The sequence below is a fragment of the Streptomyces sp. NPDC059917 genome (genome assembly GCF_042730635.1).
Classification (GTDB): domain Bacteria; phylum Actinomycetota; class Actinomycetes; order Streptomycetales; family Streptomycetaceae; genus Streptomyces.
On the sequence record NZ_JBHWLC010000012.1, the window covers coordinates 77,004 to 100,707 of the forward strand.

The following is a 23,704-nucleotide window of genomic DNA, read 5'->3' on the forward strand; positions in this document are numbered from 1 at the left end:
TGTAGAAGCGGGGAGACAGGGGAGGTTTTCGTCATGAAAATAAATGGTGTCTTTATCGATTCGCTCGGGGTGCACCTTCCGGAATGGGTGGCCTCCGCCGAGGCCGAGGGTGCGAGCGATTACGCGCGCGGAGAGTTCGCCGCGGCGGGCCTCAAGGGCACGCACGTGGCGGGCGACGTACCGGCCGCCGACATGGCCGTCCTCGCCGCCCGGAGCGCCGTCACGCGCTCGTCGGCGCACCTGGAGGCGATCGACTACCACGTCCACGGCAGCGTCTACTACCAGGTGCCGGAAGGGGCTTACGCGCCGGCCTACGTGCTGCGCGAGCTGGGCGCCGGGGAGATTCCCTCGCTCGACGTGCAGCAGGGCTGCAACAGCATGCTCGGCAGCCTGGAGGCGGCCATCGGCCAGATCACCGGCGTGGCCAAGCGGAACAACGTGCTGATCACCACCGCGACGAACTTCAGCACTCCGCTGATCAACCGGTGGGGCGATTTCGGCACCTCCTCCATCTTCTCCGACGGCGCCGTCGCCGCGGTCGTCAACGGGCGCGGCGGATTCGCCGAGGTGCGCTCCCTGGCTTCCGGCACGCTGCACAGCCTGGAGCAGTGGCACCGTGGCGAGGAATCGCTTCTGCCGCCCGACGGCAGCGACCGCAAGTATTTCAACATGGGCGAGCGCTCGCAGTATTTCGTCGACAATGTCATGGGATTTGCCGAGCTCTTCGAGAAGTTCGGTAAATTCGACCTCGGAATCATCAACGAGGCCATTGTCGACGCGGGTCTGACCAGCGAGGAGATTTCGAAGGTCATCTCCATCAACGTGGACAAGAGGATGACCGAGCACGCGCTCATGCGCCCCCTCGGCATTCCCATGGACCGACTGGTCTGGGAGTACGGCAGCTCGGTCGGCCACGCCGGCGGCGCCGACATCTTCATCACCCTGGAGCACGCCGTGCGCACCGGCGAGCTGGTGCCCGGCGACCACGTCCTGATGACCTCTCAGGGTCCGGGCTGGGTCTGCTCCGCCACCGTGCTCACCATCGGGGAACTGCCGGCGTGGTGAACGTGGACACCGGCGCCTGGATCCACCGGTACGCCCCGGCCCCCGACGCGCCGACGCGGCTCGTGTGCCTCCCGCACGCGGGCGGCTCCGCGTCCTTCTTCCTGCCCGTCGCCCGGGCGATGTCGCCGGAGACCGACGTCCTGTCCATCCAGTACCCGGGGCGCCAGGACCGGCGCCACGAACCGTGCGCCGACTCCATCGAGGAACTCGCCCACGGAGTGGTCGAAGCGCTGACCCCCTGGCTGGACCGGCCCGTCACCCTCTTCGGGCACAGCATGGGCGCCATGGTGGCCTTCGAGGTCGCCCGGCTCCTGGAGGACGCGGGCACGGTACCGCTCGGGGTCATCGCCTCCGGCCGCCGCGCCCCCTCCCGCACCCGCCCGCAGCAGGACCTCGTGCACCTGCGCGACGACCGCGGGCTGATGGACGAGATCCGGCAGCTGGAGGGCACCGACAACCGGCTGCTGGAGGACGAGGAACTGCTCCGGATGATCCTGCCGGCCATCCGGGGCGACCACCGGGTGGTGGAGCGGTACGTGTACCGGCCCGGTCCGCCGCTGACCTGCCCGGTGCTCGCCCTCATCGGTGACATCGACCCGCAGGTGACCGACGACGAGGCGAGTTCCTGGTCCGAGCACACCACGGGACCGTTCACGAAGACCGTGTTCCCCGGTGGCCACTTCTACCTCAACTCGCAGGCGCCGGAGGTCATCCGACTGATCTCCGAGCACATCGGCACGACGCGCGCCGCGCCGGCGCGCTGAACGGTACGGCTCCGCCGGACCACCCCCCCCGCACTGCCCTCACGATCGGGGCGAGCACATACGACGGAAGGTCGATCGAGAAGTGAATCCCGACCGGGACAGCATCGCCGGGGAAGTCAAGCGCGTGGTCATCGCCGAGCGCGGCCTCTCCCTCCAGCCGTCCGAACTGGCCGACGCGGAACCGCTGGACGGCGAGCTCCTCAAGATCTCGTCCATGGCGCTGCTCGGCATCCTCACGCGGCTGGAGGACGAGCTCAGCGCCGGCCTCCCGGACGACCTCTTCGCGGGCCGCTCGTACAAGACCGTCGACGACCTCATCGCCCTGGCGGCCGATGCCGCCGCCGAGGAAGCCGGGTCCCGGTGAGCGACTTCCCCGCCCACGCGGACCGGCTGGACTGCTTGCAGGCCAACCTGGCCCTGCTCGCCGACCGGCACCACGGCGCGGCCACCCACCTGCGCCTCGGCGCGGCGCTCCGCTTCGCGCCGCGTCCGGCCCCGCAGGGCTCGCCCACCGGCCTGCCGACCGTCGAGCCCACGCTCGACCAGCACCTGGACGACGCCGCGCGGCTGCTCGGCCTCGCCGTGGTCGAACGCCGCCGGCACGCGCCCGGCTCCCCGGTGGAGGTCGACGCCCCGCTCTACGTGGTCGCCGACGCCCACCACCTGCCGTGGGTGCCCTACCACGGCACCAAGCACGTGGAACACAGCTTCCTGGTCGAGCCGGACGGCGACGGCCTCGTCGTCAGCGACGCCTATCACAACGACACTCAGTGGGGCCCGGCCCGGCCGCTGCGGCGCGGCTACTCCCGGACCGACTTCGCCGCGCTGATCGCGACCCTCCCGGAAGGCGCCGAGAGCGTGCGCTTCGCCCCCCGGGCGCTCCCGCCGCCGCCCGAGCCCGGCTACGCTCCGGGCCCGGTCACGGCGGCGGAGTACCTGCGCGGCTACGCCGAACACCCCGACCGGCGGGCGGCGCTCGAAGCCTTCACGCTGGAGACCTGGCTGCTGGCCCGCGCCAGGAGGCTGCACGCGCTGTACGCCGCCGAACGCGTCGGGCAGCCGCTCGGCGAGGACGTGGCGGCGCACCTCGGCGTCTGGGACGCCCTCGTCGAACACGCCTACCTGGCCTTCCGGCGGGTCGACCGCGGCCGCGCCGAGCCCGGCGGCCTGTGGGAGCGGGCGGCGCAGGCGCTGCACGCGGACACCGCGGCCTTCGCGGTGCGCGGCGCGGTGCGGGAGACGGTCTCCTCGGTGCTCGGCATCGCGGAAGGGGCCCTGGAATCCGATGTGCTGACGGTGCATCCGGAATTCAATTCCCTCCGCATGGTCGAGATCGTGGAGACCCTCGAAGACCGGTTCGCCGTGGAGTTCGAGCCGGCCGATCTGGTGCCCGAGAACCTCCAGCACATCGAGAGCCTGTCCGCGCTGGTACGGCGCGCGCTCGGCGACGCAAAGAACGACCCCACCACGAAAAGGAATTGATCCCCATGGATGCCCGCTTTGCCGAGATGCTCAAGCCCTTCCTCCCCTTTCTCGGTGACCAGGAGATCACTCCCGACACGCAGCTGCGGGAGCTGGGGCTCGATTCCATGCAGGCCATCGAGCTGATGTTCGCGCTCGAGGACACCTTCGGCGTGGAGCTGCCCGACGAGGCCCTCACCGAGGAGACCTTCACCACCGCGGGCAGCCTGTGGAACGCGGCCCTCGGCGCGATGCCCGCGGGTGCGGCGGAGTCGGCATGAGCGACTTCGACGGCCAGGCCCTGACCGAGGCGCTGCGCCGCGTCTGCGACGTGGCGCAGAAGGAGGCCGGCCCCTGCGACGAGGCCGCCGCCTTCCCGACCGCCGTCCTCGACGCGCTGCGCGACACCGGGCTGCTCGGCCTCACGGTGCCCACCGCCCACGGCGGCATGGGCGGCGGCGTGGACCAGGTCCTGGACGCGGGCATCGCCCTGGGCCGGGTCGACATGTCCGTGGCGATGATCTTCACCATGCACTGCCAGCAGGTCGCCGGCATCGTCCGCCACGCGAGCCCCCGGCTCGCGGAGGAACTGCTCCCGCAGATCGCCGCCGGGCGGCTGTACCTGGCCTCGGTGACCACCGAGGCCGGCAAGGGCGGCCACCTGCTGACGTCCACCTCGGAGCTCACCGCCGAGCCGGGCCGACTGGTCATCGACCGCTTCGCGCCCATCGTGACGGGCGGCGCCCACGCGGACGGCTTCCTGATCACCATGCTCAGCCCCACCGCCCGCTCCCCGCACGAGGTCTCCCTCGTCTACGCCCACCGAGACCAGCTCGACATCGAGGTCTCCGGCGACTGGGACCCGCTCGGCATGCGGGCCAGCCACAGCGTGGCCATGCGGCTGACCGGCCAGCTGCCGGAGCACCAGGTCATCGGCGAGCACGGCCAGTTCCGCAAGATCGTGCTGGACACCTTCGGCCCGCTGGCCCACCTCGGCTGGGCGGCGAGCTGGCTCGGTACGGCCGCGGGCGCCCTCTCGCGCGTGCTGCGCCTGCTGCGCAGCCCCGCCGGACGCAAGAGCACCAACCTCGACTCCGAGCTGCTGCTGACCCGGCTCTCCACCGCCCGCCGGCGCCTGGACACCGTGCACGCGCTGCTCCGGCACACCGCCGCCACCCTGGCCCGCGCGGCCGAGGAGGGCGACGACCTGTCGCGCCCCAAGTACCAGATGCTGATCAACGCCCTCAAGATCACCGCCTCCGAGGAGTGCCACCGCACCATCGAGGACCTCGTCGACGCGGTCGGCCTGCGCCACGGCTACCTCAAGGGCTCGCCCACCGGCCTCGAACGGGCCCTGCGCGACCTGCGGTCGGCGGCGCTCAACTACAACAACGACCGGCTGCACCTCGCCGACGGCAGGCTCGCCCTGCTCGACCCGGAGGTCACCCTTGCCTGAACTGCCCACCGGGCCGGCAGGCGCACGGGAGGTCCTCGCGACCCTCGCCGCCCGCGGCACGCTCCGCGAGCTGTACGGGAAGGAGCCCACCGGCCACCTCGATCCGCTCCTGCTGCGACGGCTGCTCGCCGACGCCGACGCGAACGGCCCGCAGGGCACCGTCCTCGCCCTCCTGGTCCAACTGGCCACGGCGATACCGCTGCTCACCGACGCGGCGGCCACCCCGGTCACCCGGGAGGTGCTGCGCGCCGCCCTGGAGGGCGAGGCGCTGCTCGCGCTCGCCGCCACCGACGCGGCGGCCGCCGGGTCCGACCTGGCCGCGCTGGGGACGACCGTGGACCTGGGCGACCAGGGCGGCGACCTGGTCGTCAGCGGGGTCAAGCGGTGGGTCACCTCCGCCCTGACCGCCGACCACGCCCTGGTCCTCGCCCGGCACCGGCCCGGCCGCCACTTCACCAGCTTCACGTGGGTCCTGGTCCCGCTCGACGCCCCCGGTGTCACCGTGCGTCCCGCGGACACCGACCTGTTCCAGGGCTCCGGCGTCGGTGACGTCCACCTCACCGACGTCACCCTGCCCCGCACGCACCTCCTCGGCCGCCCCGGTCGGGGGCTCGCCCTGTTCGCCCGGCACCTCGCCGTCGAACGCCTGGCCTCGGCGGCCTGGGCGATCGAGCTGTGCCGCCGGGTCATCGGCGACACGGCCCACCACCTGGGCGGACGGATGCTCGACGGCGTCCCGCTGCGGAACTCGCCGTCCGTGCGCCAGCGCCTCGCGGCCTGCGCCGTACAGGTCAGCGCCCTGCACGCACTGTGGATGCGGTCCCACGAACGGATCGCCACGGACCGGGACGCCACCGCCGCCGCGGTCCTCAAGGCGCTCTCGGGCACCACCGTGGAACGCGTACTGGGCGAATGCGGCCAGCTGTGGGGAGCGGACGGCTTCGGCCGCGGCGGGATCCAGCAACTGCGCGCGGAAGCAGCCGTGTTCGGCATCGGCGGCGGCGCCACCGAAGTCGTCCTCGACACCACGGCCGAGCGGCTCGACCAGGTACTGGCCGGGCTGACGCCGTGAACGCCCCGACCACCCTCCAGGAGCACACCCGCCTGGACACCGAGGCCGCGCCCGGCATCCGGGTCACCCTGGAGATCGGCGGCGCCCCCGCCGCGGACCGGCGCGGCCTCACCGAGCAGGACCTCGTGCGGGACCCGGCCATGCCCGACTGGCGGTACGCGGAGTACCTCGCGGGCAGGCGGGCACTGCGCCGGCTCCTGGCCGCGCACTTCCCCGAAGCCCGCGAGGCCGCCGTCGCGTACACGCCGCAGGGTCGGCCGCACCTGCCGCAGTGGCCCCGCATCGGCATCAGCGTCAGCCACGACGCGGACGCCGTCGCCGCCTGCGTCGGACTCGACCACGCGGTCGGCGTGGACGTGCAGTACCCGCCCACCACCGTGCACCCGGCCATGCTGCGCCACAGCGCCAAGGACCGCGCCGAGGAGCTGGCCCTGCTGCCCGTGGGCCCGCGGGCCACGGAGCTGGCCTGGATGTGGACGGTACGGGAAGCCCTCCTCAAGAGCGCGGGGACGGGGCTCGCGGGCGGCGTCTGGTCCGCCGACGTCGCCCCGTACGCCCACCGCGGCGCCTGGGGCCCCCACCGGTGGGTGGCCCTGCGGGACCGCTCGCCGATCCCGCTGAGCTGCGCCTTCACGGCGCCTTCCGGACCAGACCCACGAACGACAGCACCAGGAGAACCGCGTGAGTGAGACCCCAGCATCGACGCCGGACCGGGCGGAGCTGAGCTGTTACACCGCGAGCCTGGTCGCCTACCTCGAACCCGGCACGCCCGACATCAAGGACAGGCTCGCGCGCTCCGTCCGGCTGTCGGTGCGCACCGACTCCCCGGACGGCGGGCTGGCGTTCTCGCACCACGCGCGCGTCGACATCGACGACCGGGGACGCGGCCTCGCCTACCGGGGTGCGCCGGACTGGGACGCGGCGCGCACCGCACTCGACGCGGAGGCGGCGCTCCACGGCCGCGTCCTCGCGGTCGGCAACACCCGCCACCTGCCCTGGTCGCCGATGTACGAGACGGTCGAGACACCGCACTGGATCGTCGTGAGCCGGCACGCCGAAGGGCGATGGTCCGTCGGCGACGCCTTCGAGGCGCTCACCCCGCACGGCAGCCAGACGCCCTACGCGGGGATCCTCGACGACCGGGAACTGCGCGCCGCCCTGACCCCGCTCGGCCACGCCGCGCCGCAGGCCGTCAGCCGCGACCGGCACGCCCTCGGCGAGGAGGTGGCCCTGCCCCCGTACACCGGGTACCGCTGGCTCGAACTCCACGCGGCCGCGCGCCCCGACGCCCCCGAGGGCACCTGGGTGCACGGCCTGCTGCCCGCGCTGCGCCTCGTCGCCGAACGGGTCTGCGCCGACCCCGACGAGCTGGCGCGCCACGCCGACGACATCTGGACCGCCGCCCGGCACCAGCGCTTCCGCCTGGCGTCCGTGCCCGGCGCCCAGGAGGCGTCCGCCGCCTGGGGCGCCCTGCCGCAGGCCGTGCGCTTCGGCATCGCCTCGGCCGAGCGCGGCCGGTTCCGCGCGGGCGCGGTCGAGAAGGCGTTCGCCCAGGTCATCGCCATGGTCGAGCAGCTGGAGGCGGCGGGCGCGGCGGAGCCGCAGCACGTCGGCGCGCAGCGAGGAGGAGCGGACCGTGACGTCTGACCGCGGACTGTACGGGCGGTTCGCCGCGACGGCCCGACGGCACCCCGACGCCGTGGCCCTCGACATCGACGGCGCCCGCCTCACCTACGCCGAGCTGGAGGCCGTCGCGGGACGGCTGGCCGGCGCGCTGGTGAGCGCCGCCGGTGGCCGGGTGCCGCGCCGGGTGGGCCTGCTCGCCCTGCGCAGCACGACCGCGTACGCCGGATACCTCGCCGTCCAGCGGCTCGGCGCCACCGTGGTGCCGCTCCACCCGGACTTCCCCGCGTCCCGCACCGCGACCGTCGTGGCGACGGCCGAGCTGGACTGCGTGCTCGCGCAGCCGCAGTACGCCGACGTCGCCCTGCCCGTCCCGGTGGTGGCCCCCGAGGTCGGCGCGCCGGGCGGGGACCCGACGGACCCGACGGAGCGCGCGACGCCCGCACCGGTGGTCGGGAGCGACCCCGAGGACGTCTGCTACATCCTGTTCACCTCCGGGTCGACCGGCACCCCCAAGGGCGTGCCGATCCAGCAGCGCAGCATCGCCGCCTACCTGGACCACGTGATCGACCGCTACGGCATCGGCGTCGGCGACCGGCTCTCCCAGACCTTCGACCTCACCTTCGACCTCTCCGTCTTCGACCTGTTCGCGGCCTGGGGGGCCGGGGCCACCCTCGTCGTGCCCGGTCGGGGCGACCTCATGGCCCCCACCCGCTTCGTGGCCCGGGAACGCATCACCCACTGGTTCTCCGTCCCCTCGGTGATCTCGCTCGCCCAGCGGCTGCGCGGGCTGGGCCCCGACAGCATGCCCACGCTGCGCTGGAGCCTCTTCTGCGGCGAGCCGCTGACCACGGCCCAGGCCGCGGCCTGGCAGGCGGCCGCACCCGCCAGCGTGCTGGAGAACCTGTACGGCCCGACCGAACTGACCCTGAGCTGCACCCAGTTCAGACTCCCCGACGCAGCGGACCAGCGACTGCCCGCGGGCGGCACCGTACCGATCGGGGACCTGCTGCCCGGTCTGGAGCAGCTCGTCGTCGACGAGGACGGCCGCCCCGCCGACGAGGGCGAGCTCTGCGTGCGCGGCGTCCAGCGCTTCCCCGGCTACCTCGCCCCCGCCGACAACACCGCACGCTTCTACCGCTACGGGGCCGGGGACGACCGCGCGGTCCTCGCCGACCCGTCGCAGCGGCCCGGCGCGGACCTCTGGTACCGCACGGGGGACCGGGTCCGCCACGGCGAGGACGGCCTCGTCCACCTGGGGCGCCTCGACCACCAGGTCAAGGTGCGCGGCTACCGCCTCGAACTCGGCGAGGTGGAGAGCGAACTGCGCGCCCACCCGCTGGTCGCGGACGCCGTCGCGCTGGTCCTTCCGGGCCGCCGCGGCGAGACGCGGCTGGAGGCCGCCTGCACGGGGGAGGGCGTCGACGCGGCGGACGTGCTCGCGACGCTGCGCGCCCGACTGCCCGAGTACATGGTCCCCGCGGCGCTGACCGTCCTGACGGACCTGCCACTGAACGCCAACGGGAAGGTGGACCGCAGCGCCCTGCGGGACCTGCTCGTCACGACCACCACCCACGCAAGGTGAACGGGGAAGAGAGCTTGAACAGCCAGGCCACGAGCCACACCATCCACTCGCTGCTGGACGCCGCAGTCGCCGAGGTGCCCGGATCCGCGGCGATCCGGGACGCCACCGGCACCTGGACCTACCGCGAACTCGACGCGGCGAGCCGGGGGTTCGCCGCCTGGCTGCGGGGCCAGGGCATCGGCCGCGGGGACCGCGTCCTGGTCCAGCTGGACAGCAGCCGCGAACTGGCCGCCATGTTCTACGGCACCTCGCGCGCGGGCGCCGTCTTCGTCCCGCTGAACCCGGCCATGAAGGAGTTCCACCTCACGTCGGTCCTCGGCAACGCGGAGCCCGCCCTCGTCATCACCGACGCCCCGAGGGCCGCGGTGCTGCGCCGGATCAGCGCCGCCCCCGTGCACGACCTGGCCGACGTGTGGCCCAAGGCCGAAGGGGCCCACGCGGACGACGCCCACGCGGAGCCGGATCCCGTGCGCGCCGACGACCTGGCCGTCCTGATCTACACCTCCGGGAGCACCGCGGCCCCGAAGGCGGTCATGTGCCCGCAGTCGCAGGTGGCCTTCGCCTCCCGCGCCCTGACCGAGGGGCTGGGCTACCGGTCGGACGACGTCGTCTTCTGCCGCTTCCCCATGTCGTGGGACTACGGCCTCTTCAAGGTCCTGATGACGTGCATCGCGCGCTGCCAGATCGTCCTGGCCGACGGCGAGTCCGACTTCGTCCTCCTCAAGCGCATGCGCGAGACCGGGGTGACCGTCGTCCCGATCGTCCCCTCGCTCGCCGGCATGATCACCCGGCTGGCCGGCCGCGACACCGAACCGGTGGCCACCGTACGCATGTTCACCAACACCGGCGCCGCCCTGCCCCAGGCCACCATCGACGCCCTGCGCCGGCACTTCCCCGGCGCGAGCGTGGTGCGGCAGTACGGCCAGACCGAGGCCAAGCGCATCACGATCATGCCCCCCGGGGAGGACCGGGAACGTCCCGAATCCGTCGGCCTGCCGCTGCCGGGCACCCGGGTGATGATCCTGGACGCCGACGGGGATCCCGTTCCCGCCGGGGAGATCGGCGAGATCGTCGCCGCGGGTCCCCACGTGATGGCCGGCTACTGGCGCAACCCCGAGGACACCGCCAGGTCCTTCCGCCGCGACCGGCACAGCGGCGAACCGCTGCTGCACACCGGCGACTACGGACACCTCGACGCCGACGGCTACCTCTACTTCAACGGCCGCCGCGACGACATGTTCAAGCACAAGGGCTTCCGCATGAGCACCGTCGAGATCGAGAGCGCCGCCATGGACATCCCCGGCGTGCGCGCCGCGGCCGTCCTGCCGCCCGGCGACGGGCACGGACTCGCGCTGTTCGTCGAGAGCGACCTCCAGGCCCACGAGGTCACCGCCGAACTCACCAAGCGCCTCGAACTGCCGAAGGTGCCCACGACCTGCCGCGTCCTGGCCGAGTTCCCCCTCACCCCGCACGGCAAGAACTCCCGCGCCGCACTGACGGCCCTGCTCCAGGGAGGGGCCGAATGAGCACCGACACCCCGTTCGACGAACTGGCGCGGACCCACGGCACCCCGCTGTACGTCTACGACATGGACCGGCTCGACGCCGCCCGCCGCGACCTCGTCGGCTGGCTGCCCGACGGGTGCGAGGTCTTCTACGCCCTCAAGGCCAACCCGCACCCGGAGCTCGTACGGGCCCTGCGCGGGCCCGACGGGCGCGGCTGCCGGGCCGAGATCAGCTCGACCGGAGAACTGGCCGCCGCCCTGGAGGCCGGGCACGCCCCCGAGGACGTCCTCTACACCGGCCCCGGCAAGACCCCGGGCGAACTGTGCGAGGCGATCGGCCTCGGCGTGCGCCTCTTCTCGGCCGAATCGCTCACCGACCTGGAGCACATCGGCGCGGCCGCACGGGACCAGGGGACCGTCGCCGACTGCCTGCTGCGGATCAACAGCGCCACGGCCAGCGCGGCCAGCGGCGTCAGGATGACGGGCAAGCCCACCCAGTTCGGCATCGACAGCGAGACGATCGAGGAGCTGGCGCCCCGACTGCTCGCCGTGCCGGGCACCACCATCGCGGGCCTGCACCTCTTCTCCCAGAGCAACGCGGCCGACGAGGCGGCGCTGATCGGCGAGTTCCTGCACACCATCGAGCTGGCCGCGCACATCGAACGCCAACTGGGCATCCCGCTGCGGCTGCTCGACATCGGCGGCGGCTTCTCCGTCCCCTACGGGCAGCACGGCGAGCGGGCGGCCTACCCCGGCCTGCGCGCGGAGCTGGAATCCGCCCTCGACGCGCACTTCCCGCGCTGGCGCGAGGGCGCCCCCCGGCTGGCCGTCGAATCGGGCCGCTACCTCGTGGGCGACTGCGGCACCCTGCTGGCCTCGGTCAGCAACGTCAAGGTCAGCCGGGGACGGACCTTCGTCGTCCTCGACGCCGGCATCAACACCTTCGGCGGGATGTCGGGCATCGGACGCATCCTGCCGGTGTCGGTGCGGCCGACCCCCGACGAGCGGGACACCCAGCGCGCGTCCCTCGCCGGACCGCTGTGCACGCCCGGCGACATCCTCGGCCGGGAGATCGAGCTCCCGGCCGGACTGGCCCCCGGCGACCTGGTCGCCATCCCCAACACCGGCGCCTACGGGCCCACCGCCAGCCTGCTGATGTTCCTGGGCAGGCCCGCCCCCGGCGAGGCGGTCGTACGGGGCGCGGAGGTGCTCTCCGTATCCCGCATCGAGCACGTACGTACCTATCGGAAGGTGGCCGAGCCCAGTGGCTGACCAGCGGACGCGCGCCAGGCAGACGGTCATCGTGACGACGGTGGCCTCGGACTCCCACACCTGGAACCTCGTCTTCATCCAGCTGCTGCTGGAGGAGATGGGATACGCCGTGGTGAACCTCGGCCCCTGCGTACCCGACGAGGTGCTGGTGGAACGGTGCGTCGAGATCCGCCCCGCCTTCGTGGTGGTGAGCAGCGTCAACGGCCACGGGGCCCAGGACGGGATGCGGGTCATCGAGAAGCTGCGGGCCGTCCCCGCGCTGGCCGACACGCCGATCGTGATCGGCGGGAAGCTCGGGGTGAAGGGAGCCGACGGGGCCAGCGCGCAGCAACTGCGGGCGGCGGGCTTCGACGAGGTCTTCCACGACGACACCGACCCGGCGTCCGCCCTGCGGCTCTTCGCCGCCTCGCTGCCCCTGGCGGAACCGGACCTGGACCTGGTCCAGAGCGCCCGGTGAGCGAGCGGCAGGCAGTGGGCTTCGGGGCGTTCGTCCAGGCCGCCGCGGCGCGCGAGCAGCTCGTCGTACAGCCCAGGATGGGCTTCAGCGACCCGGCGGCCATGCGCACCGGGCTGGCCGCGACGCGCGGGGTCGCCGGGTGCAGCGTCGGCACGATCACGATCGACGCCCACACCCGGGTGGGGCACCTGGCCGCCGCGGAGAGCGCGCTGCGCGAGGGGACCGACCTCAACGGCTACCCCTTGGTGAGCCACTCCGTCGACACCACCAGCGGGGTGCTGGCGGGCATCCGGGGCGACGACTTCCCGGTACAGGTCCGACACGGATCGGCCAATCCGCTCGACATCTTCCGCGCCCTGCTCGCCGCCGGGTTGGAAGCCTCGGAGGGCGGCCCCGTCTCCTACTGCCTGCCCTACGGCCGGACCCCGTTGTCCGAGTCCGTCCGCAACTGGGAAAAGAGCTGCGACCTCTTCGCGCGGCTGCGCGACACCGGCCTGCAACCGCACCTGGAGACCTTCGGCGGTTGCATGCTCGGCCAGCTGTGCCCCCCCGGCCAACTCGTGGCCATCAGCGTGCTGGAGGCCCTCTTCTTCGCCCAGCACGGCATCCGCAGCGTCTCCGTCAGCTACGCCCAGCAGACGAACCGGGAGCAGGACCACGAGGCCATCGTGGCCCTGCGCCGACTGTGCGGCGAGCTGCTGCCCGTCGACGACTGGCACGTCGTCGTCTACGCCTACATGGGCGTCTACCCCGAGACGCACGCCGGTGCCTACCGCATCCTCGGCGACGCGGCGGAGCTGGCCACCGCCGCGGGTGCCCAGCGCCTGATCGTCAAGACGACCGCCGAGTCCCGGCGCATCCCCACGATCGAGGAGAACGTGCGCGCCCTGGAGTACGCCTCCTGGGCCTCCGCCCGAGTCTCCCCGCCCGGGAGGGACGAGCCCGCGGACTCCGCGACGTACCAGGAGGCGGCGACGCTCGTCCACGCGGTCCTGAACCTGGACCCCGACATGGGCCGCGCCCTGCTGCTGGCCTTCCGCAAGGGATACCTGGACATCCCCTACTGCCTGCACCCGGACAACCGGGGCCGGACCAGGGCCTACATCGCCCCCGACGGCCGCCTCGAATGGGCCGAGACCGGCTCCCTCCCCCTGCCCGCCCCCTCCCGCCCCCGCGGAGCCACCCGCGTCACCGCGGCCGCCCTCCTCCAGGACCTCACCTACGTCCGCCGCAGGTTCGACGCCCAGTGACCGGCCCGACCCCCCGCGCCCGCCCGTCGGCCGACGCGGCGGTGTCGGTGGGCTGTCGGGGCTGTCGGAGGGATGTCGGCGGGAGTTGACACCTTGGAGAGGTCCGGCCGGACACCCGTCCGGCCCGGCGCTCCAGGAGGAGATCTCTCGTGTATGACGTGGTGATAGTGGGAGCCGGTCCGGTCGGTCTGGCCCTCGCCTGCGAGCTCGCTCTCGCGGGCTGTTCCGTGATGGTGCTCGAACGGGAGGCGGAGACCGGCTCGCCGTTCAGGACGGCCCCCCTCGGCAGGCGCGGGCTGTCCGCCTCGTCGGTCGAGGCGTTCTACCGGCGCGGAATGCTGGAGGCGTTACGGTCGGCCTCGGGCACCGAGGAGATGTTCGGCAGGGCCCCCGCAGCGGGCGAGCCGCCCCGCCCCCGGTTCGGCGGCCACTTCGCCGGTGTGATGCTCGACGGTTCCCTGATCGATGCCGGGGCCCTGCCGTTCCGGCTCCCCAGCCCGGCACACGAATCCTTGGCGACGGACCTCGAAGCGGTCGAGACGGTGCTGTCCGCGCGGGCGGCCAAGCTCGGTGTGGAGATCCGGCGCGGCGTCACGGTCTCGGGCGTCTCCCAGAACGGCGACGGCGTGGTCGCCCGCGCCGGTGAGGACGACCACGAGGCGCGCTGGCTCGTCGGCTGCGACGGCGGACGCAGTACGGTGCGCAGGCTCGCGGGCTTCGAATTCGTCGGCACCGAGCCCCAGTTCACCGGATACACCATGTTGGCCGATCTCGCGGATCCGGAGCGGATCAGGCCGGGATTCAACCTGACGCCGACCGGCATGTACATCCGCCTGCCCGGCGCCGGGTACTTCGCCATGATGGACTTCGACGGCGGCGCCTTCGACCGCTCCCGGCCGCCGACCCGCGAGCACCTCCAGGAGGTCCTGCGCCGCGTGTCCGGTACCGACGTGAGCGTCGACGAGGTCCACATCGCCTCGTCCTTCACCGACCGGGCGATGCAGGCGACGGCCTACCGCCGGGGCCGCGTGCTCCTCGCGGGCGACGCCGCCCACATCCATTCCCCCCTCGGCGGCCAGGGGTTGAACACCGGCATCGGCGACGCCGTGAACCTGGGGTGGAAACTCGGCGCGACCGTGCGGGGGCACGCGCCCGACGGGCTGCTCGACACCTACGCCGAGGAGCGCCATCCCATCGGTGCGGCGGTCCTCGACTGGTCGCGCGCCCAAGTGGCGACCATGCGGCCGGACCCCTTCGCCCAGGCGATCCAGGCGGTGGTCCGCGACCTCATCGCCACCCGGGACGGAGCGACCCACGTGTTCGAGAGGCTGTCGGGAGCCTGGATCCGCTACGACCTCGGCGGCGAGGATCCGTTGGTCGGCCGCAGCGCCCCGGACTTCGCCCTGGCGGACGGCACCCGGCTCGGCGACCTCATGGAGGACGGTCGGGGCGTCGTGCTCGACTTCGGCGCGGACGGACCCCTGCACGCTTCGGCGACGGCCTGGGCGGACCGGATCCGGTACGCGTCCGGGGCGGCGCGCGACGACCTCGGGTCGGGTGCCGTGCTGGTGCGGCCCGACGGCGTGGTCGCCTGGTCCGGTGACCGCCACCCCGATCCGGCGGACTTCGAGCGGGCCGCGGCCCGTTGGTTCGGTGCCCCGGGTCCGGTCGGCGCACGCGGTACCGGCCCGGGCGGGGGAGCCCGGACCGGTACCGCGTGACCAGCGGGTCGGGGCCGGTCAGCTCGCGCTCACCAGGACGCGGACCATGCCGCGCCCGGACGGCAGATCGGTCAGCGCCTTGCCCACGACGGCGCCGAAGGCCCGCTCCCGGTCGGTGACCCGGCACGCGTGACCGGTGGTCGCCGAGGTGGTGAGCAGGTCCCCGCAGCGGATGGGTGCCTGCGACGCGTCGGCCCGTACCCACAGCTTGCCCATCAGGGCGATGGGCGCCGCGCCCTCGTGGTCGTCGAGCACCATCGCCGGCTGGACTCCGCCGGCTCCGGAGACGATCCCGGCGACGCGGTCGTCGTACGCCCGGGAGCAGGGCGTGATCCGACCTCCGTCGTCGAGGACCATGACCATGCCCGGACCGACCGCCGCCGGGGCGGCGACGGTGAGGGCTTCGGCGTAGTCGGCTCCGGGATGGGTGATGCGGCCGGTCACGTGGACGTTGCCGTCGAAGTAACCGGCCATCCCGCGCGAGAGGTTCACGCCGACCACGGCACCGTGGTCGTAGCTGTGCGACACGCCGCGTACGCCTTCGAAGGTCTTGCTCTCGCCGTACACGCCCGCGCCGCTGCCCGGGTCGGGGTTGTCGTTGATGCCGACGACCCCGGCCGAGCCCAGCGAGTGGCTCACTCCGTGGCAGCCCTCGCCCGCGCTGCTCTCGAACCACGCGGCGTCTCCACGGCCGTTGGTCTTGTCGTTGATGCCGACGACCGCCCCGTGTTCGGAGTGGCTCACCCCGCGGATGCCCTCGCCCTGGAAGCTCTCGCCCGCCAGTGCCTGACCGGATCCGCGGTTGCTCACGGAGAAGGTGGTGTCACCGCTCGCGGTTTCGCCCCGCGAGGGCTCGTTGAAGTTGATTTTCGTCATGATGACTCCTGGGAAGGAGGGGAGGGGGAGGAGCCCCGGAGCGGGGATCCTCCTTCCACGGCTTCCATGGTGGGCCGGGGCGCCGCCGCCGCGACCCCCTGACATCAGGGATGGACGGGCCGGGGATCAGCGGGTCAACGCGGCGATGAGTTCGTCGCGGCCACCCGCGCCCGTCTTGCGGAAGAGGGCCTTGAGGTGGTCGTTGACGGTGTACGGGGAGAGCCCCAGGTGCCGCGCGATCTGTTTGACGGCTTCCCCGGTGCGCAGCGCGCCCAGGGTGTCGCGTTCGCGGGGCGTGATGCCGTACCAGGCGCAGAACGACGGGAGGACGAGGTCGGCGACGGTCCCCTGCACGACGAGGGCGACGTCACCGGCTCCCTCCTCGTCGAGCGGTTCGCCGAGGAACGTCAGCCATCGGCCGCAGACGGCCGGTGGCGTGCAGACCAGCGGTGTCCACGCGTCGGGGTCCCGGGCGCGGGCCCGTGCGGCGAGGGAGAGGGCGACGAGGAACGGTTCGGTGACCCAGTCCGGGATGGTGTCCCCGCTCCGGAGCCGGCCCAGCCACTCCTTCGCCTGCGGGCTGATCGCCTTGATCCGGTGGTCGCTGCCGACCGTGACCACTCCGGCGGCGAGCGGGGCGGCGGTGGGGCAGAGCGGGCCCGCGGTGGCGTACCGCCGCAGGGCCGCCACCAGCGCGGGCCGCAGCCGCACCGCCCGCTGGACGTCGTCCTGGTCGAAGGGGCAGGCGCCCGCGCAGCGCAGCAGCGCGAGGGAGCCCCACACGCCGTGGACGTCCTCGATGAGCAGCCGGAGCTCGGAGCCGGCCCCGTGCTCGGCGAGGACCCGGCCGATCCACGGGTCGTGCGGAGCGTCACCGGCCGGACCCACGACGGCGGCCGGGGTCCGCAGCCCGGCCAGCGCGGCCGGTCGGTACGGATCGCCGTCCAGGTAGCGGTGCATGACCAGTGCGGTGACCAGCGCGGGCTCGTACTGGTGCCAGAAACTGAAGCAGCCGAGGCCCAGTCCCGTCGCGGGATCGGTGGCCACCACGCTGAGCGCGTCGTGCGCGATGATCGGGCGGAGCACCTGCGAGATCCCGGCCCCCACCCCCTCGGGCCCAGCCTTCTGGCTCGCGGCGGCATAGAGATCGCGCGCCACGCGTCCGGTGTCGAAGAACGTCAGGGCCACTGGCTCCCACTATCCCAGCGGTCGACCCCCCGCACCCGCCGAGCACCCCGGGACGGTTGGCTAGGGTGCGGCCATGAGCCCACTGCACCTGCGAGAACTCACCCCCGACAACTTCGACGCCGCCGTCGAGCTGAAGGTCCGTCCCGACCAGGAGCACCTGGTGTCCCCCGTGGTGAAGTCGATCGCCGAGGCGTACGTGCACCCCGGCGTCGCCTGGCCCCGGCTCGTCCACGACGGCGACGAGATCGTCGGCTTCCTCATGGCCTTCTTCGACATCGACTGGACCGGCGAGGGGGTCGACTTCCGCTCCGGGCTCTGGCGCCTGAACATCGCGGACGGGAAGCAGGGCCGCGGCTACGGGCGCTTCGCGGTGGAGTCCGTGGCGGCCGAGATCCGGCGCCGCGGCGGTACGCGACTGACGACCACCTGGCACGCCGGGGCGGACGGTCCCGGGGGCTTCTACCTCGGGCTCGGCTTCCGGCCGACCGGCGAGAAGAGCGGGGGCCAGACGGTGGGCGCGCTGGAACTGGACTGAGCCCTCCGGGCCGGTCGCGGAGGCGGCCCGCGGGTGCGCGGGTTCCGTACGCTGGCGGGAAACGCCCAGGCCAGGAGAAGACGTGACCTTCCGCAACAATGAGTTCGACCAGCCCATCGGCGAGCCGGTGTCCGACGGATCCCGGCGCCCGCTGCCCGCCGCGGTGACCCTCGACGGCGCGTACTGCCGGCTGGAGCCGCTCGACGCGGACCGGCACGCGGCCGACCTCTTCGCGGCCTACTCCAGCGCTCCGGACGACCGGGACTGGACGTACATGTTCACCGGGTCGTTCCAGGACGCGCAGGGCTTCCGGCGCCACACCGAGGAGGCGGCGGCCTCGAGCGACCCCAGGCACTACGCGGTGATCGACCTCGACCGGGGCACGGCGGTCGGCACGCTCGCGCTGATGCGACAGGACCCGGAGATGGGCGTCGTCGAAGTCGGCAGCGTGATGTTCTCGCCGCTGATGAAGCGCAGCCCGCTCTCGACCGAGGCCCAGTTCCTGGCCATGCGGTACGTCTTCGACGAGCTCGGCTACCGACGCTACGAGTGGAAGTGCGACAGCCTCAACGCGCCGTCGCGCACGACGGCGCAGCGCCTGGGGTTCACCTTCGAGGGCGTCTTCCGCCAGGCCGTCGTCTACAAGGGGCGCAACCGCGACACCGCCTGGTTCTCCGTCATCGACGGCGAGTGGCCCGCCAACAAGCGGGTCCTGGAGTCGTGGCTGTCACCCGACAACTTCGACGCCGGTGGCGTCCAGCGCCGGTCCCTGGCCGAGGTCCGCGCCGCCGCGGTCGCCGCCCCCGCGTAGTGCGCTCAGCCCGCCGAACCGTTCGGGGCGCCCGCGTTCCAGTCGACGAGCTGGACGATGACGCCGTTGGGGTCCCGGACCTGGAAGGCGCGCTCCCCCCACTCCTCCTCGGTCAGCGGCATGGTGATGGTGACGCCCTCGGCGCGCAGGCGGGCCAACTCGCCTTCGAGGTCGTCGACGACGAAGGCCAGGATCATGCCCCGGGCGCGGTCGTCGCGCTGGTCCGCGGGCAGTGACGGCAGGCCGCGGCGCAGGAAGATGACGTTCATGCCGACGTCCTCGCGGGTCAGGGACGCGAAGCCGTCGGCCGCCATCTCCTCGTGGAATCCGAAGTGCGCGGCCAGGAAGGCGCTGGACGCCGCGACGTCGTCGACGTTCAGCGAGACGGCCGAAGAGGTGATCTTCATCGATGCTCCTTGGGGCGGAAGTGGCGCGGCAGGGGGAGGGGTGCGGCCGGACCGGCACCCCTTTTCTTCGTACTCCGTACACTGTACGACGTACGAAGTCCGAGCGCGAGGTACTTTTGCGCGTGACCACTGAACGCACCGGCGCCGGCGACCCGGCCCGCACGCTGCAACTGCTCTGGCGCGACGAGGCGACGGTCTCCCGGCGCGGCCCCCGCCAGAGGCTGACCGTCGACGCCGTCGTGTCCGCGGCGACCGCCCTCGCCGACGCCGAGGGACTCGCGGCGGTGACCATGCGCAGCGTGGCGAAGGCGCTCGGCGTGGCCGCGATGACGCTGTACACCTACGTGCCGGGCAAGGAGGAGCTGCTCGACCTCATGCTCGACGCGGCATACGCCCGCATGCCCCGCACGGACACCTCGGGCCGACCGTGGCGGGAACGGCTGTCGGCCGTCGCCGGGGCGAACCGGCAGCTGTTCGAGTCCCACCCGTGGGCGGCCACCGCCTCCACGGCCCGCCCCCCGCTGGGCCCCGGCCAGATGGCCAAGTACGAGCACGAGCTGTCGGCACTGGACGGCCTGGGGCTGGCCGACGTCACCATGGACGCGGCGCTGACCTACCTGCTCGGCTTCGTGCAGGGCTGGGCCCGCACGGCCGCGGACGCCCGCGCGGCGCGGCGGGACAGCGCGATGGACGACGAGCAGTGGTGGGCCGCCCACGCCCCCCTGCTCGCGCGCGTCCTCGACGAGCGCGCCTACCCGCTCGCCTCGCGCGTCGGCTCCGCCGCGGGCGCCGCGCAGGGCGGCGCCTACAGCCCCGAGCACGCCTACGCATTCGGCCTCGCACGCGTCCTCGACGGTCTCGCCGCGCTCGTCGACGCCGGTGTCCGATCCGACCGGCCGCTCGGCTGAGCGCCCACTGAGCGAGGGCTGAGCGAGGGCTGAGCGACCGGTCGAGGAGGCCCGTCCGCTCGCCCGGTCGGGTCGGCGCGGGCCCCGCCACGGCGAGGCGCCCCGCCACGGCCGGGCGCGGCACGCAGGCTCGGCGGACGTCCTCGTGCGGCTCGGTGGAGGCTCCATGTCCCTTGCCCGTCCCACCCGCCGTCACACCGGCCGGGCCTTCGCGGTGGCGGCGGCGGCCGGTTCCCTGGTCGGCCTGGTCGGCGGCGGCTTCCGCTGGTGCCTCGCGCACGCAGAGGACCTGCGCGCCTCGATCCTGGAAGCCGCCGGTCCGGGCCCCGCGGGCGTCCTCGTACCGGTGGCGCTCACCGCGCTGGGGGCGGCGCTGGCGTGCGCGATCGCCCAGCGCGTTCCGCACGCGGCGGGCAGCGGGATCCAGCACGTGGAGGCGGTGTGGCGCCGCGAGTCCGAGGCCCACCCGCTGTGGCTGCTGCCGGCCAAGTTCTTCGGCGGTCTGGTCGCGATCGGCTCGGGCCTGGTCCTGGGGCGCGAGGGGCCGGTCGTCCACATGGGCGCGGCGATCGGGTCCGTGGCCGGCCGCCGGGCCCGACTGGACCCCGAGGACGCCCGCCTGCTGTACACCGCGCTCGGCGGAGCCGGTCTGGCGGCGGCGTTCACGGCCCCGCTGGGCGGGTTGCTGTTCGTCTGCGAGGAGGTGACCCGCTCGATCAGGCCGCGCCTGGTGCTGCTGACGCTCGTCGGCACCGTCAGCGCGGTGGCCTGCTCGCGGTTCATCGTGGGCGACGGCGCCGCGTTCCCGGTGCCGGACCTCGTGGCCCCGCCGGTGTGGATGCTCGGGGTGTTCCTGGTCTTCGGCGTGACGGCGGGGGCGCTGGGAGCCGCCTACAGCGCGCTGGTCGTCGGGACGCTGGCCGCGTGCGACCGCCTGACCCGGGTGCCGCTCACGGCACGGGCCGCTGCCATCGGGGCCGTCGTCGGAGCGCTGATGGCCGTCGACCCCCTGCTGGCGGGCGGTGGCGATCCGCTGAGCGAGCGCCTGCTGGCGGGCGGCGGCATGACGGTGGCGGCGCTGCTGGCCTACCTGGCCGTCCGGTTCGTGGCGGGCCCCCTGAGCTACGCGGCGGCGACGCCCGGCGGGCTCTTCGCCCCGCTGCTGGCCCTGGGCGCACTGTGGGGGACGCTGGCCGAGGCCCTCGTCTCCCCGCTGCTGCCCGCCGACGCGGTGAGCCCGGTGGCGTTCGCGGTGGTGGGGATGGCCGCCCTGTTCACGGGGGTCGTACGGGCCCCGCTCACGGGCGTCGTCCTGGTCGCGGAGATGACGAACGCCGGCTCGCTCGCCCTCCCGCTCCTCACCGCGTGCTTCGCCGCGCACGTGAGCGCGGACCGCTGGGAGAGCGAGCCCATCTACGACAGCCTGCGCCGTCGGATGCTGGAACGCCCCTGACGGGGTACGCGCCGCACCCCTTCGGTTAGGGTTGCCTTGCCTGATGCGCGGGCATGTAGGTTCGGGTTCCGGTGCGCCGGTGGCAGCCCGATGGGACGGAACGGGCAGGGACAAGGTGCAGGTGCAGGTGCGAGACGGTGACCGGGCCGGTGCGGAGCCCGCGAAGAGGCGTCGTGGATAAGATCGCGCTCACCGCCGGAGCCCTCTACGTCATCGTGCTGCTCCGCGCCGGCGGGACCTTCGCCGTCGGGCGGCTCGCCGCGGCCGGTGCCCGCCGGAGCAGGTTCGCCGGGCGGACCTCCTCGGCGAAGTTCCAGCGCGCCGAGCGGGCGATCCAGCGGTGGGGCGCGCCGGTGGTGGCCGTCTCCTTCCTGACCGTCGGATTCCAGACCGCCGCCAACTTCATCGCGGGCACCATGCGCATGCCGCTGTCCCGCTATCTCCCCGCCCTCTTCGTGGGCGGAGCGGCCTGGTCGCTGATCTACGCGACCGCGGGGATCGGCGTACTCGCGGCACTGGGAAGGCTCTTCGCCGAGCGGACGGCCCTCGGGGTGTCCGCCGTGGCCGTCCTCCTCCTCGCGGTGTGCGCGGCGCTGGTCTACCGCCGCCGGAAGGCCGCCGCGACCGCCGGCGACACCGTGCCCGACGAAGCCTGAGTCCGCTCCACTGCGGGAGCGGCCCGGGTCAGCGGGAGGCGCTCCACCCGCCCGCGGCGGAATACGAGTCGATCAGGTCCACCACGAAGACCAGGGTCGAGCCCGGCGGGATCAACGGCGAGGGCGACTGCTTGCCGTAGCCGAGGCGCGGGGGAACGATGATCTCGCGCCGACCGCCGACCCGCATGCCCTTCACCCCCCGGTCCCAGCCCTTGATGACCTTGCCGCCGCCCAGGGCGAACTTGTACGGCTCGCCCCGGTCCCAGGAGGCGTCGAACTCCTTGCCGGACTCGAAGGTCACCCCGACGTAGTGGACCCTGACCACCATCCCCGGCTTCACCTCGGCGCCGTCGCCGACGACCAGGTCCCGGACGGTCAGTTCCGTGGGGGCGGCCCCCTGCGGAACGTCGACCTCGGGCTTCGTCGGTTCACTCATCGCAGCCTCCTCGCTCTCCGTCGGCGGTCCCCGCGCGGACCGGCCGGACGCACGGGAACCCCGTGCGGCGAAGGGCCACGCTACCGAGCGGGCCGATCCCGGAGCGAGTCGGCGCGGGCGGTGCCCCCGCCTACCCCTTGGGCGCGCGCTGGCGGAGGGCGGTGCTGCCCGCCACGGACGTGACGACCACGAAGAAGGACAGCGGAATCGCGAACGCGCTGAAGAGCGCGCTGCGCCACAGCGCCAGCGCCACGGCCGCGTGGACGACGAGCAGCACGAGGGGGACCGTCATCCCGACGACCGGCCGACAACCGCGCGCCACCAGCAGCAGGGTGCGGCGCAGGTCGGGCGGGACCCGGCGGGCCTGCCACCACAGCCAGCCTCCCCAGCCGCCGACGAGCAAGGCCGCGCACGTCAGGAAGGTGGCGAGGGCGTCGGCGCCGGTGGCGCCCGCACGCAGGTGGGCCGAGCCCAGTGCCACCGCGATCGATCCGGCGAAGGCCACCCAGCGGGAGCCCATGAGCGTTCCCCAGGCCATCCGCTCCAGGTTGAAGCGGCCGTGGCGGTCGTCCCGGTCGAGGGCGGCGGACCGGACGAACCCCCGGGCGGCCCGGGTCCACGAGCCGGGACGGAGCCAGCGGCGGTGCAGCAGGAGCAGCGCGAGGTTGTTGTGGGCCGTGCTGTTGTCCGGATCGAGGCGCAGCGCCGTCTCGTAGGCCTGCCGGGCGACGCGGAAGTCGCGGGTGTGGTGGGCGGTCAGGCCGAGGAGGACGTGCGCGTCGCTCTCCTCGGGGGCGAGCGCGACGGCCGTACGGGCCGACGCGTGTGCGGCCCGCCGGTGCTTCCTGCGGGCGCCGCGGTCCAGGACGCTGCCGAGGGTGTAGTGGCTCGCCCAGAGCTGCGGGGCGAGTTCGACGGCCCGCCGGGCGGATTCCTCGGCCCGCGCGTGGTGCTGGAGGGCGAGCAGGACGTGGGTGCGCAGCAGCCAGGCGCTCACCGAGTCGGGTGCGACGCGCAGGGCGTGCTCGACGGCGGCGAGCGCCTCCTGGTCGTCGCCGAGCCGGTGCCGGCAGCGGGCGAGCAGCGTGAGCGCGGTGGGGTCGTCGGGGGAGCCGGCGAGGTGCCGGGCGGCGAGTGCGGCGGCCTGCTCGTGGCGCCCCAGGTCGAAGAGGGCGTCGGCCTGTCGCAGGGCCCGACTCATCAG

The 23,704-nt window shown here is 73.6% G+C and carries 25 protein-coding genes; 20 read left to right on the plus strand and 5 right to left on the minus strand.

The features are described 5' to 3' along the window. Window positions 1-87 precede the first annotated feature (87 nt). From ACFWAR_RS10010 to ACFWAR_RS10080, 15 genes are all read left to right on the plus strand, one after another. Entirely contained in the window at window positions 88-1,065 is a 978-nt protein-coding gene (locus ACFWAR_RS10010) for a 3-oxoacyl-ACP synthase III family protein (protein WP_385775026.1), read from the plus strand. Further along, a complete protein-coding gene (locus ACFWAR_RS10015; RefSeq protein ID WP_385775028.1) occupies window positions 1,059-1,829 on the plus strand; it encodes a thioesterase II family protein in 771 nt (256 codons plus the stop codon). Before ACFWAR_RS10010 ends, ACFWAR_RS10015 begins: the two co-directional genes overlap by 7 nt. A gap of 82 nt (window positions 1,830-1,911) precedes the next feature. Beyond that, complete coding sequence (locus ACFWAR_RS10020; RefSeq protein ID WP_385775030.1) at window positions 1,912-2,193, plus strand: acyl carrier protein; 282 nt, start codon at window positions 1,912-1,914, stop codon at window positions 2,191-2,193. Further along, window positions 2,190-3,311 (plus strand): acyl carrier protein, encoded by a 1,122-nt coding sequence (locus ACFWAR_RS10025; RefSeq protein ID WP_385775032.1) that lies wholly within the window; start codon window positions 2,190-2,192, stop codon window positions 3,309-3,311. Before ACFWAR_RS10020 ends, ACFWAR_RS10025 begins: the two co-directional genes overlap by 4 nt. A 5-nt stretch (window positions 3,312-3,316) precedes the next feature. Further along, complete coding sequence (locus tag ACFWAR_RS10030) at window positions 3,317-3,571, plus strand: acyl carrier protein (RefSeq protein WP_385775034.1); 255 nt, start codon at window positions 3,317-3,319, stop codon at window positions 3,569-3,571. Further along, a complete protein-coding gene (locus tag ACFWAR_RS10035) occupies window positions 3,568-4,746 on the plus strand; it encodes an acyl-CoA dehydrogenase family protein (RefSeq protein WP_385775037.1) in 1,179 nt (392 codons plus the stop codon). Before ACFWAR_RS10030 ends, ACFWAR_RS10035 begins: the two co-directional genes overlap by 4 nt. Continuing rightward, a complete protein-coding gene (locus ACFWAR_RS10040) occupies window positions 4,739-5,818 on the plus strand; it encodes an acyl-CoA dehydrogenase family protein (protein ID WP_385775039.1) in 1,080 nt (359 codons plus the stop codon). Before ACFWAR_RS10035 ends, ACFWAR_RS10040 begins: the two co-directional genes overlap by 8 nt. Continuing rightward, window positions 5,815-6,507: a 4'-phosphopantetheinyl transferase family protein gene (locus ACFWAR_RS10045; protein WP_385775041.1), complete on the plus strand. Its 693-nt coding sequence runs from the start codon at window positions 5,815-5,817 to the stop codon at window positions 6,505-6,507. Before ACFWAR_RS10040 ends, ACFWAR_RS10045 begins: the two co-directional genes overlap by 4 nt. Then, window positions 6,500-7,465 (plus strand): hypothetical protein, encoded by a 966-nt coding sequence (locus ACFWAR_RS10050; protein WP_385775043.1) that lies wholly within the window; start codon window positions 6,500-6,502, stop codon window positions 7,463-7,465. Before ACFWAR_RS10045 ends, ACFWAR_RS10050 begins: the two co-directional genes overlap by 8 nt. Further along, window positions 7,455-9,026, plus strand: a complete 1,572-nt coding sequence (locus ACFWAR_RS10055; protein ID WP_385775045.1) for an amino acid adenylation domain-containing protein — start codon at window positions 7,455-7,457, stop codon at window positions 9,024-9,026. Before ACFWAR_RS10050 ends, ACFWAR_RS10055 begins: the two co-directional genes overlap by 11 nt. Beyond that, entirely contained in the window at window positions 9,023-10,552 is a 1,530-nt protein-coding gene (locus tag ACFWAR_RS10060; protein WP_385775047.1) for an AMP-binding protein, read from the plus strand. The genes ACFWAR_RS10055 and ACFWAR_RS10060 overlap by 4 nt, the downstream gene beginning before the upstream one ends. After that, on the plus strand, window positions 10,549-11,802 hold the full coding sequence (locus ACFWAR_RS10065) for a type III PLP-dependent enzyme (RefSeq protein ID WP_385775049.1): 1,254 nt from the start codon (window positions 10,549-10,551) through the stop codon (window positions 11,800-11,802). The genes ACFWAR_RS10060 and ACFWAR_RS10065 overlap by 4 nt, the downstream gene beginning before the upstream one ends. Next, on the plus strand, window positions 11,795-12,259 hold the full coding sequence (locus ACFWAR_RS10070) for a cobalamin B12-binding domain-containing protein (protein WP_385775051.1): 465 nt from the start codon (window positions 11,795-11,797) through the stop codon (window positions 12,257-12,259). Before ACFWAR_RS10065 ends, ACFWAR_RS10070 begins: the two co-directional genes overlap by 8 nt. Next, window positions 12,256-13,509 carry a methylaspartate mutase gene (locus tag ACFWAR_RS10075; protein WP_385775053.1) on the plus strand — a complete coding sequence of 418 codons (1,254 nt, stop codon included), beginning with the start codon at window positions 12,256-12,258 and terminating at the stop codon, window positions 13,507-13,509. The genes ACFWAR_RS10070 and ACFWAR_RS10075 overlap by 4 nt, the downstream gene beginning before the upstream one ends. Before the next feature lie 149 nt (window positions 13,510-13,658). Further along, on the plus strand, window positions 13,659-15,230 hold the full coding sequence (locus ACFWAR_RS10080) for an FAD-dependent oxidoreductase (protein WP_385775055.1): 1,572 nt from the start codon (window positions 13,659-13,661) through the stop codon (window positions 15,228-15,230). An 18-nt stretch (window positions 15,231-15,248) separates the two neighbouring features. On the opposite strand, the gene ACFWAR_RS10085 is transcribed toward ACFWAR_RS10080, so the two are convergent. Together ACFWAR_RS10085 and ACFWAR_RS10090 are read right to left on the minus strand one after the other, a co-directional pair. Then, window positions 15,249-16,106, minus strand: coding sequence for a hypothetical protein (locus ACFWAR_RS10085; RefSeq protein WP_385775057.1), 858 nt, complete (start codon window positions 16,104-16,106; stop codon window positions 15,249-15,251). Between the two features lie 126 nt (window positions 16,107-16,232). Then, a complete protein-coding gene (locus tag ACFWAR_RS10090) occupies window positions 16,233-17,294 on the minus strand; it encodes a helix-turn-helix transcriptional regulator (protein ID WP_385775059.1) in 1,062 nt (353 codons plus the stop codon). Window positions 17,295-17,367: 73 nt separating this feature from the next. Here ACFWAR_RS10090 and ACFWAR_RS10095 point away from each other — a divergent pair, with 73 nt between their 5' ends. Together ACFWAR_RS10095 and ACFWAR_RS10100 are read left to right on the plus strand one after the other, a co-directional pair. Continuing rightward, window positions 17,368-17,829 (plus strand): GNAT family N-acetyltransferase, encoded by a 462-nt coding sequence (locus tag ACFWAR_RS10095; RefSeq protein ID WP_385775061.1) that lies wholly within the window; start codon window positions 17,368-17,370, stop codon window positions 17,827-17,829. Between the two features lie 82 nt (window positions 17,830-17,911). Then, window positions 17,912-18,640 (plus strand): GNAT family N-acetyltransferase, encoded by a 729-nt coding sequence (locus ACFWAR_RS10100; RefSeq protein WP_385775063.1) that lies wholly within the window; start codon window positions 17,912-17,914, stop codon window positions 18,638-18,640. 5 nt (window positions 18,641-18,645) lie between these two features. On the opposite strand, the gene ACFWAR_RS10105 is transcribed toward ACFWAR_RS10100, so the two are convergent. Next, on the minus strand, window positions 18,646-19,047 hold the full coding sequence (locus ACFWAR_RS10105) for a VOC family protein (protein WP_385775065.1): 402 nt from the start codon (window positions 19,045-19,047) through the stop codon (window positions 18,646-18,648). Window positions 19,048-19,169: 122 nt separating this feature from the next. Between ACFWAR_RS10105 and ACFWAR_RS10110 the strand changes: the two genes are divergently transcribed. From ACFWAR_RS10110 to ACFWAR_RS10120, 3 genes are all read left to right on the plus strand, one after another. Next, on the plus strand, window positions 19,170-19,955 hold the full coding sequence (locus ACFWAR_RS10110; protein WP_385775067.1) for a TetR/AcrR family transcriptional regulator: 786 nt from the start codon (window positions 19,170-19,172) through the stop codon (window positions 19,953-19,955). A gap of 166 nt (window positions 19,956-20,121) precedes the next feature. After that, the gene (locus ACFWAR_RS10115) at window positions 20,122-21,408 is read left to right on the plus strand and encodes a ClC family H(+)/Cl(-) exchange transporter (RefSeq protein WP_385775069.1); all 1,287 of its coding nucleotides are present in this window, start codon (window positions 20,122-20,124) and stop codon (window positions 21,406-21,408) included. Between the two features lie 173 nt (window positions 21,409-21,581). Beyond that, window positions 21,582-22,064, plus strand: a complete 483-nt coding sequence (locus tag ACFWAR_RS10120; RefSeq protein ID WP_385775072.1) for a DedA family protein — start codon at window positions 21,582-21,584, stop codon at window positions 22,062-22,064. A 28-nt stretch (window positions 22,065-22,092) separates the two neighbouring features. Here the strand turns inward: ACFWAR_RS10120 and ACFWAR_RS10125 are convergent, their stop codons facing one another. Then, entirely contained in the window at window positions 22,093-22,500 is a 408-nt protein-coding gene (locus tag ACFWAR_RS10125; protein WP_385775074.1) for an FKBP-type peptidyl-prolyl cis-trans isomerase, read from the minus strand. A 130-nt stretch (window positions 22,501-22,630) separates the two neighbouring features. Beyond that, window positions 22,631-23,701 carry a tetratricopeptide repeat protein gene (locus ACFWAR_RS10130; protein WP_385775076.1) on the minus strand — a complete coding sequence of 357 codons (1,071 nt, stop codon included), beginning with the start codon at window positions 23,699-23,701 and terminating at the stop codon, window positions 22,631-22,633. Window positions 23,702-23,704 lie beyond the last annotated feature (3 nt).

Coding starts and splice junctions, on each gene's coding strand:
- ACFWAR_RS10030 (WP_385775034.1), top strand. CDS start 3,317: ATGGATGCCCGCTTTGCCGAGATGCTCAAGCCCTTCCTCCCCTTTCTC.
- ACFWAR_RS10035 (WP_385775037.1), top strand. CDS start 3,568: ATGAGCGACTTCGACGGCCAGGCCCTGACCGAGGCGCTGCGCCGCGTC.
- ACFWAR_RS10065 (WP_385775049.1), top strand. CDS start 10,549: ATGAGCACCGACACCCCGTTCGACGAACTGGCGCGGACCCACGGCACC.
- ACFWAR_RS10085 (WP_385775057.1), bottom strand. CDS start 16,106: ATGACGAAAATCAACTTCAACGAGCCCTCGCGGGGCGAAACCGCGAGC.
- ACFWAR_RS10095 (WP_385775061.1), top strand. CDS start 17,368: ATGAGCCCACTGCACCTGCGAGAACTCACCCCCGACAACTTCGACGCC.
- ACFWAR_RS10105 (WP_385775065.1), bottom strand. CDS start 19,047: ATGAAGATCACCTCTTCGGCCGTCTCGCTGAACGTCGACGACGTCGCG.
- ACFWAR_RS10115 (WP_385775069.1), top strand. CDS start 20,122: ATGTCCCTTGCCCGTCCCACCCGCCGTCACACCGGCCGGGCCTTCGCG.
- ACFWAR_RS10125 (WP_385775074.1), bottom strand. CDS start 22,500: ATGAGTGAACCGACGAAGCCCGAGGTCGACGTTCCGCAGGGGGCCGCC.
- ACFWAR_RS10130 (WP_385775076.1), bottom strand. CDS start 23,701: ATGAGTCGGGCCCTGCGACAGGCCGACGCCCTCTTCGACCTGGGGCGC.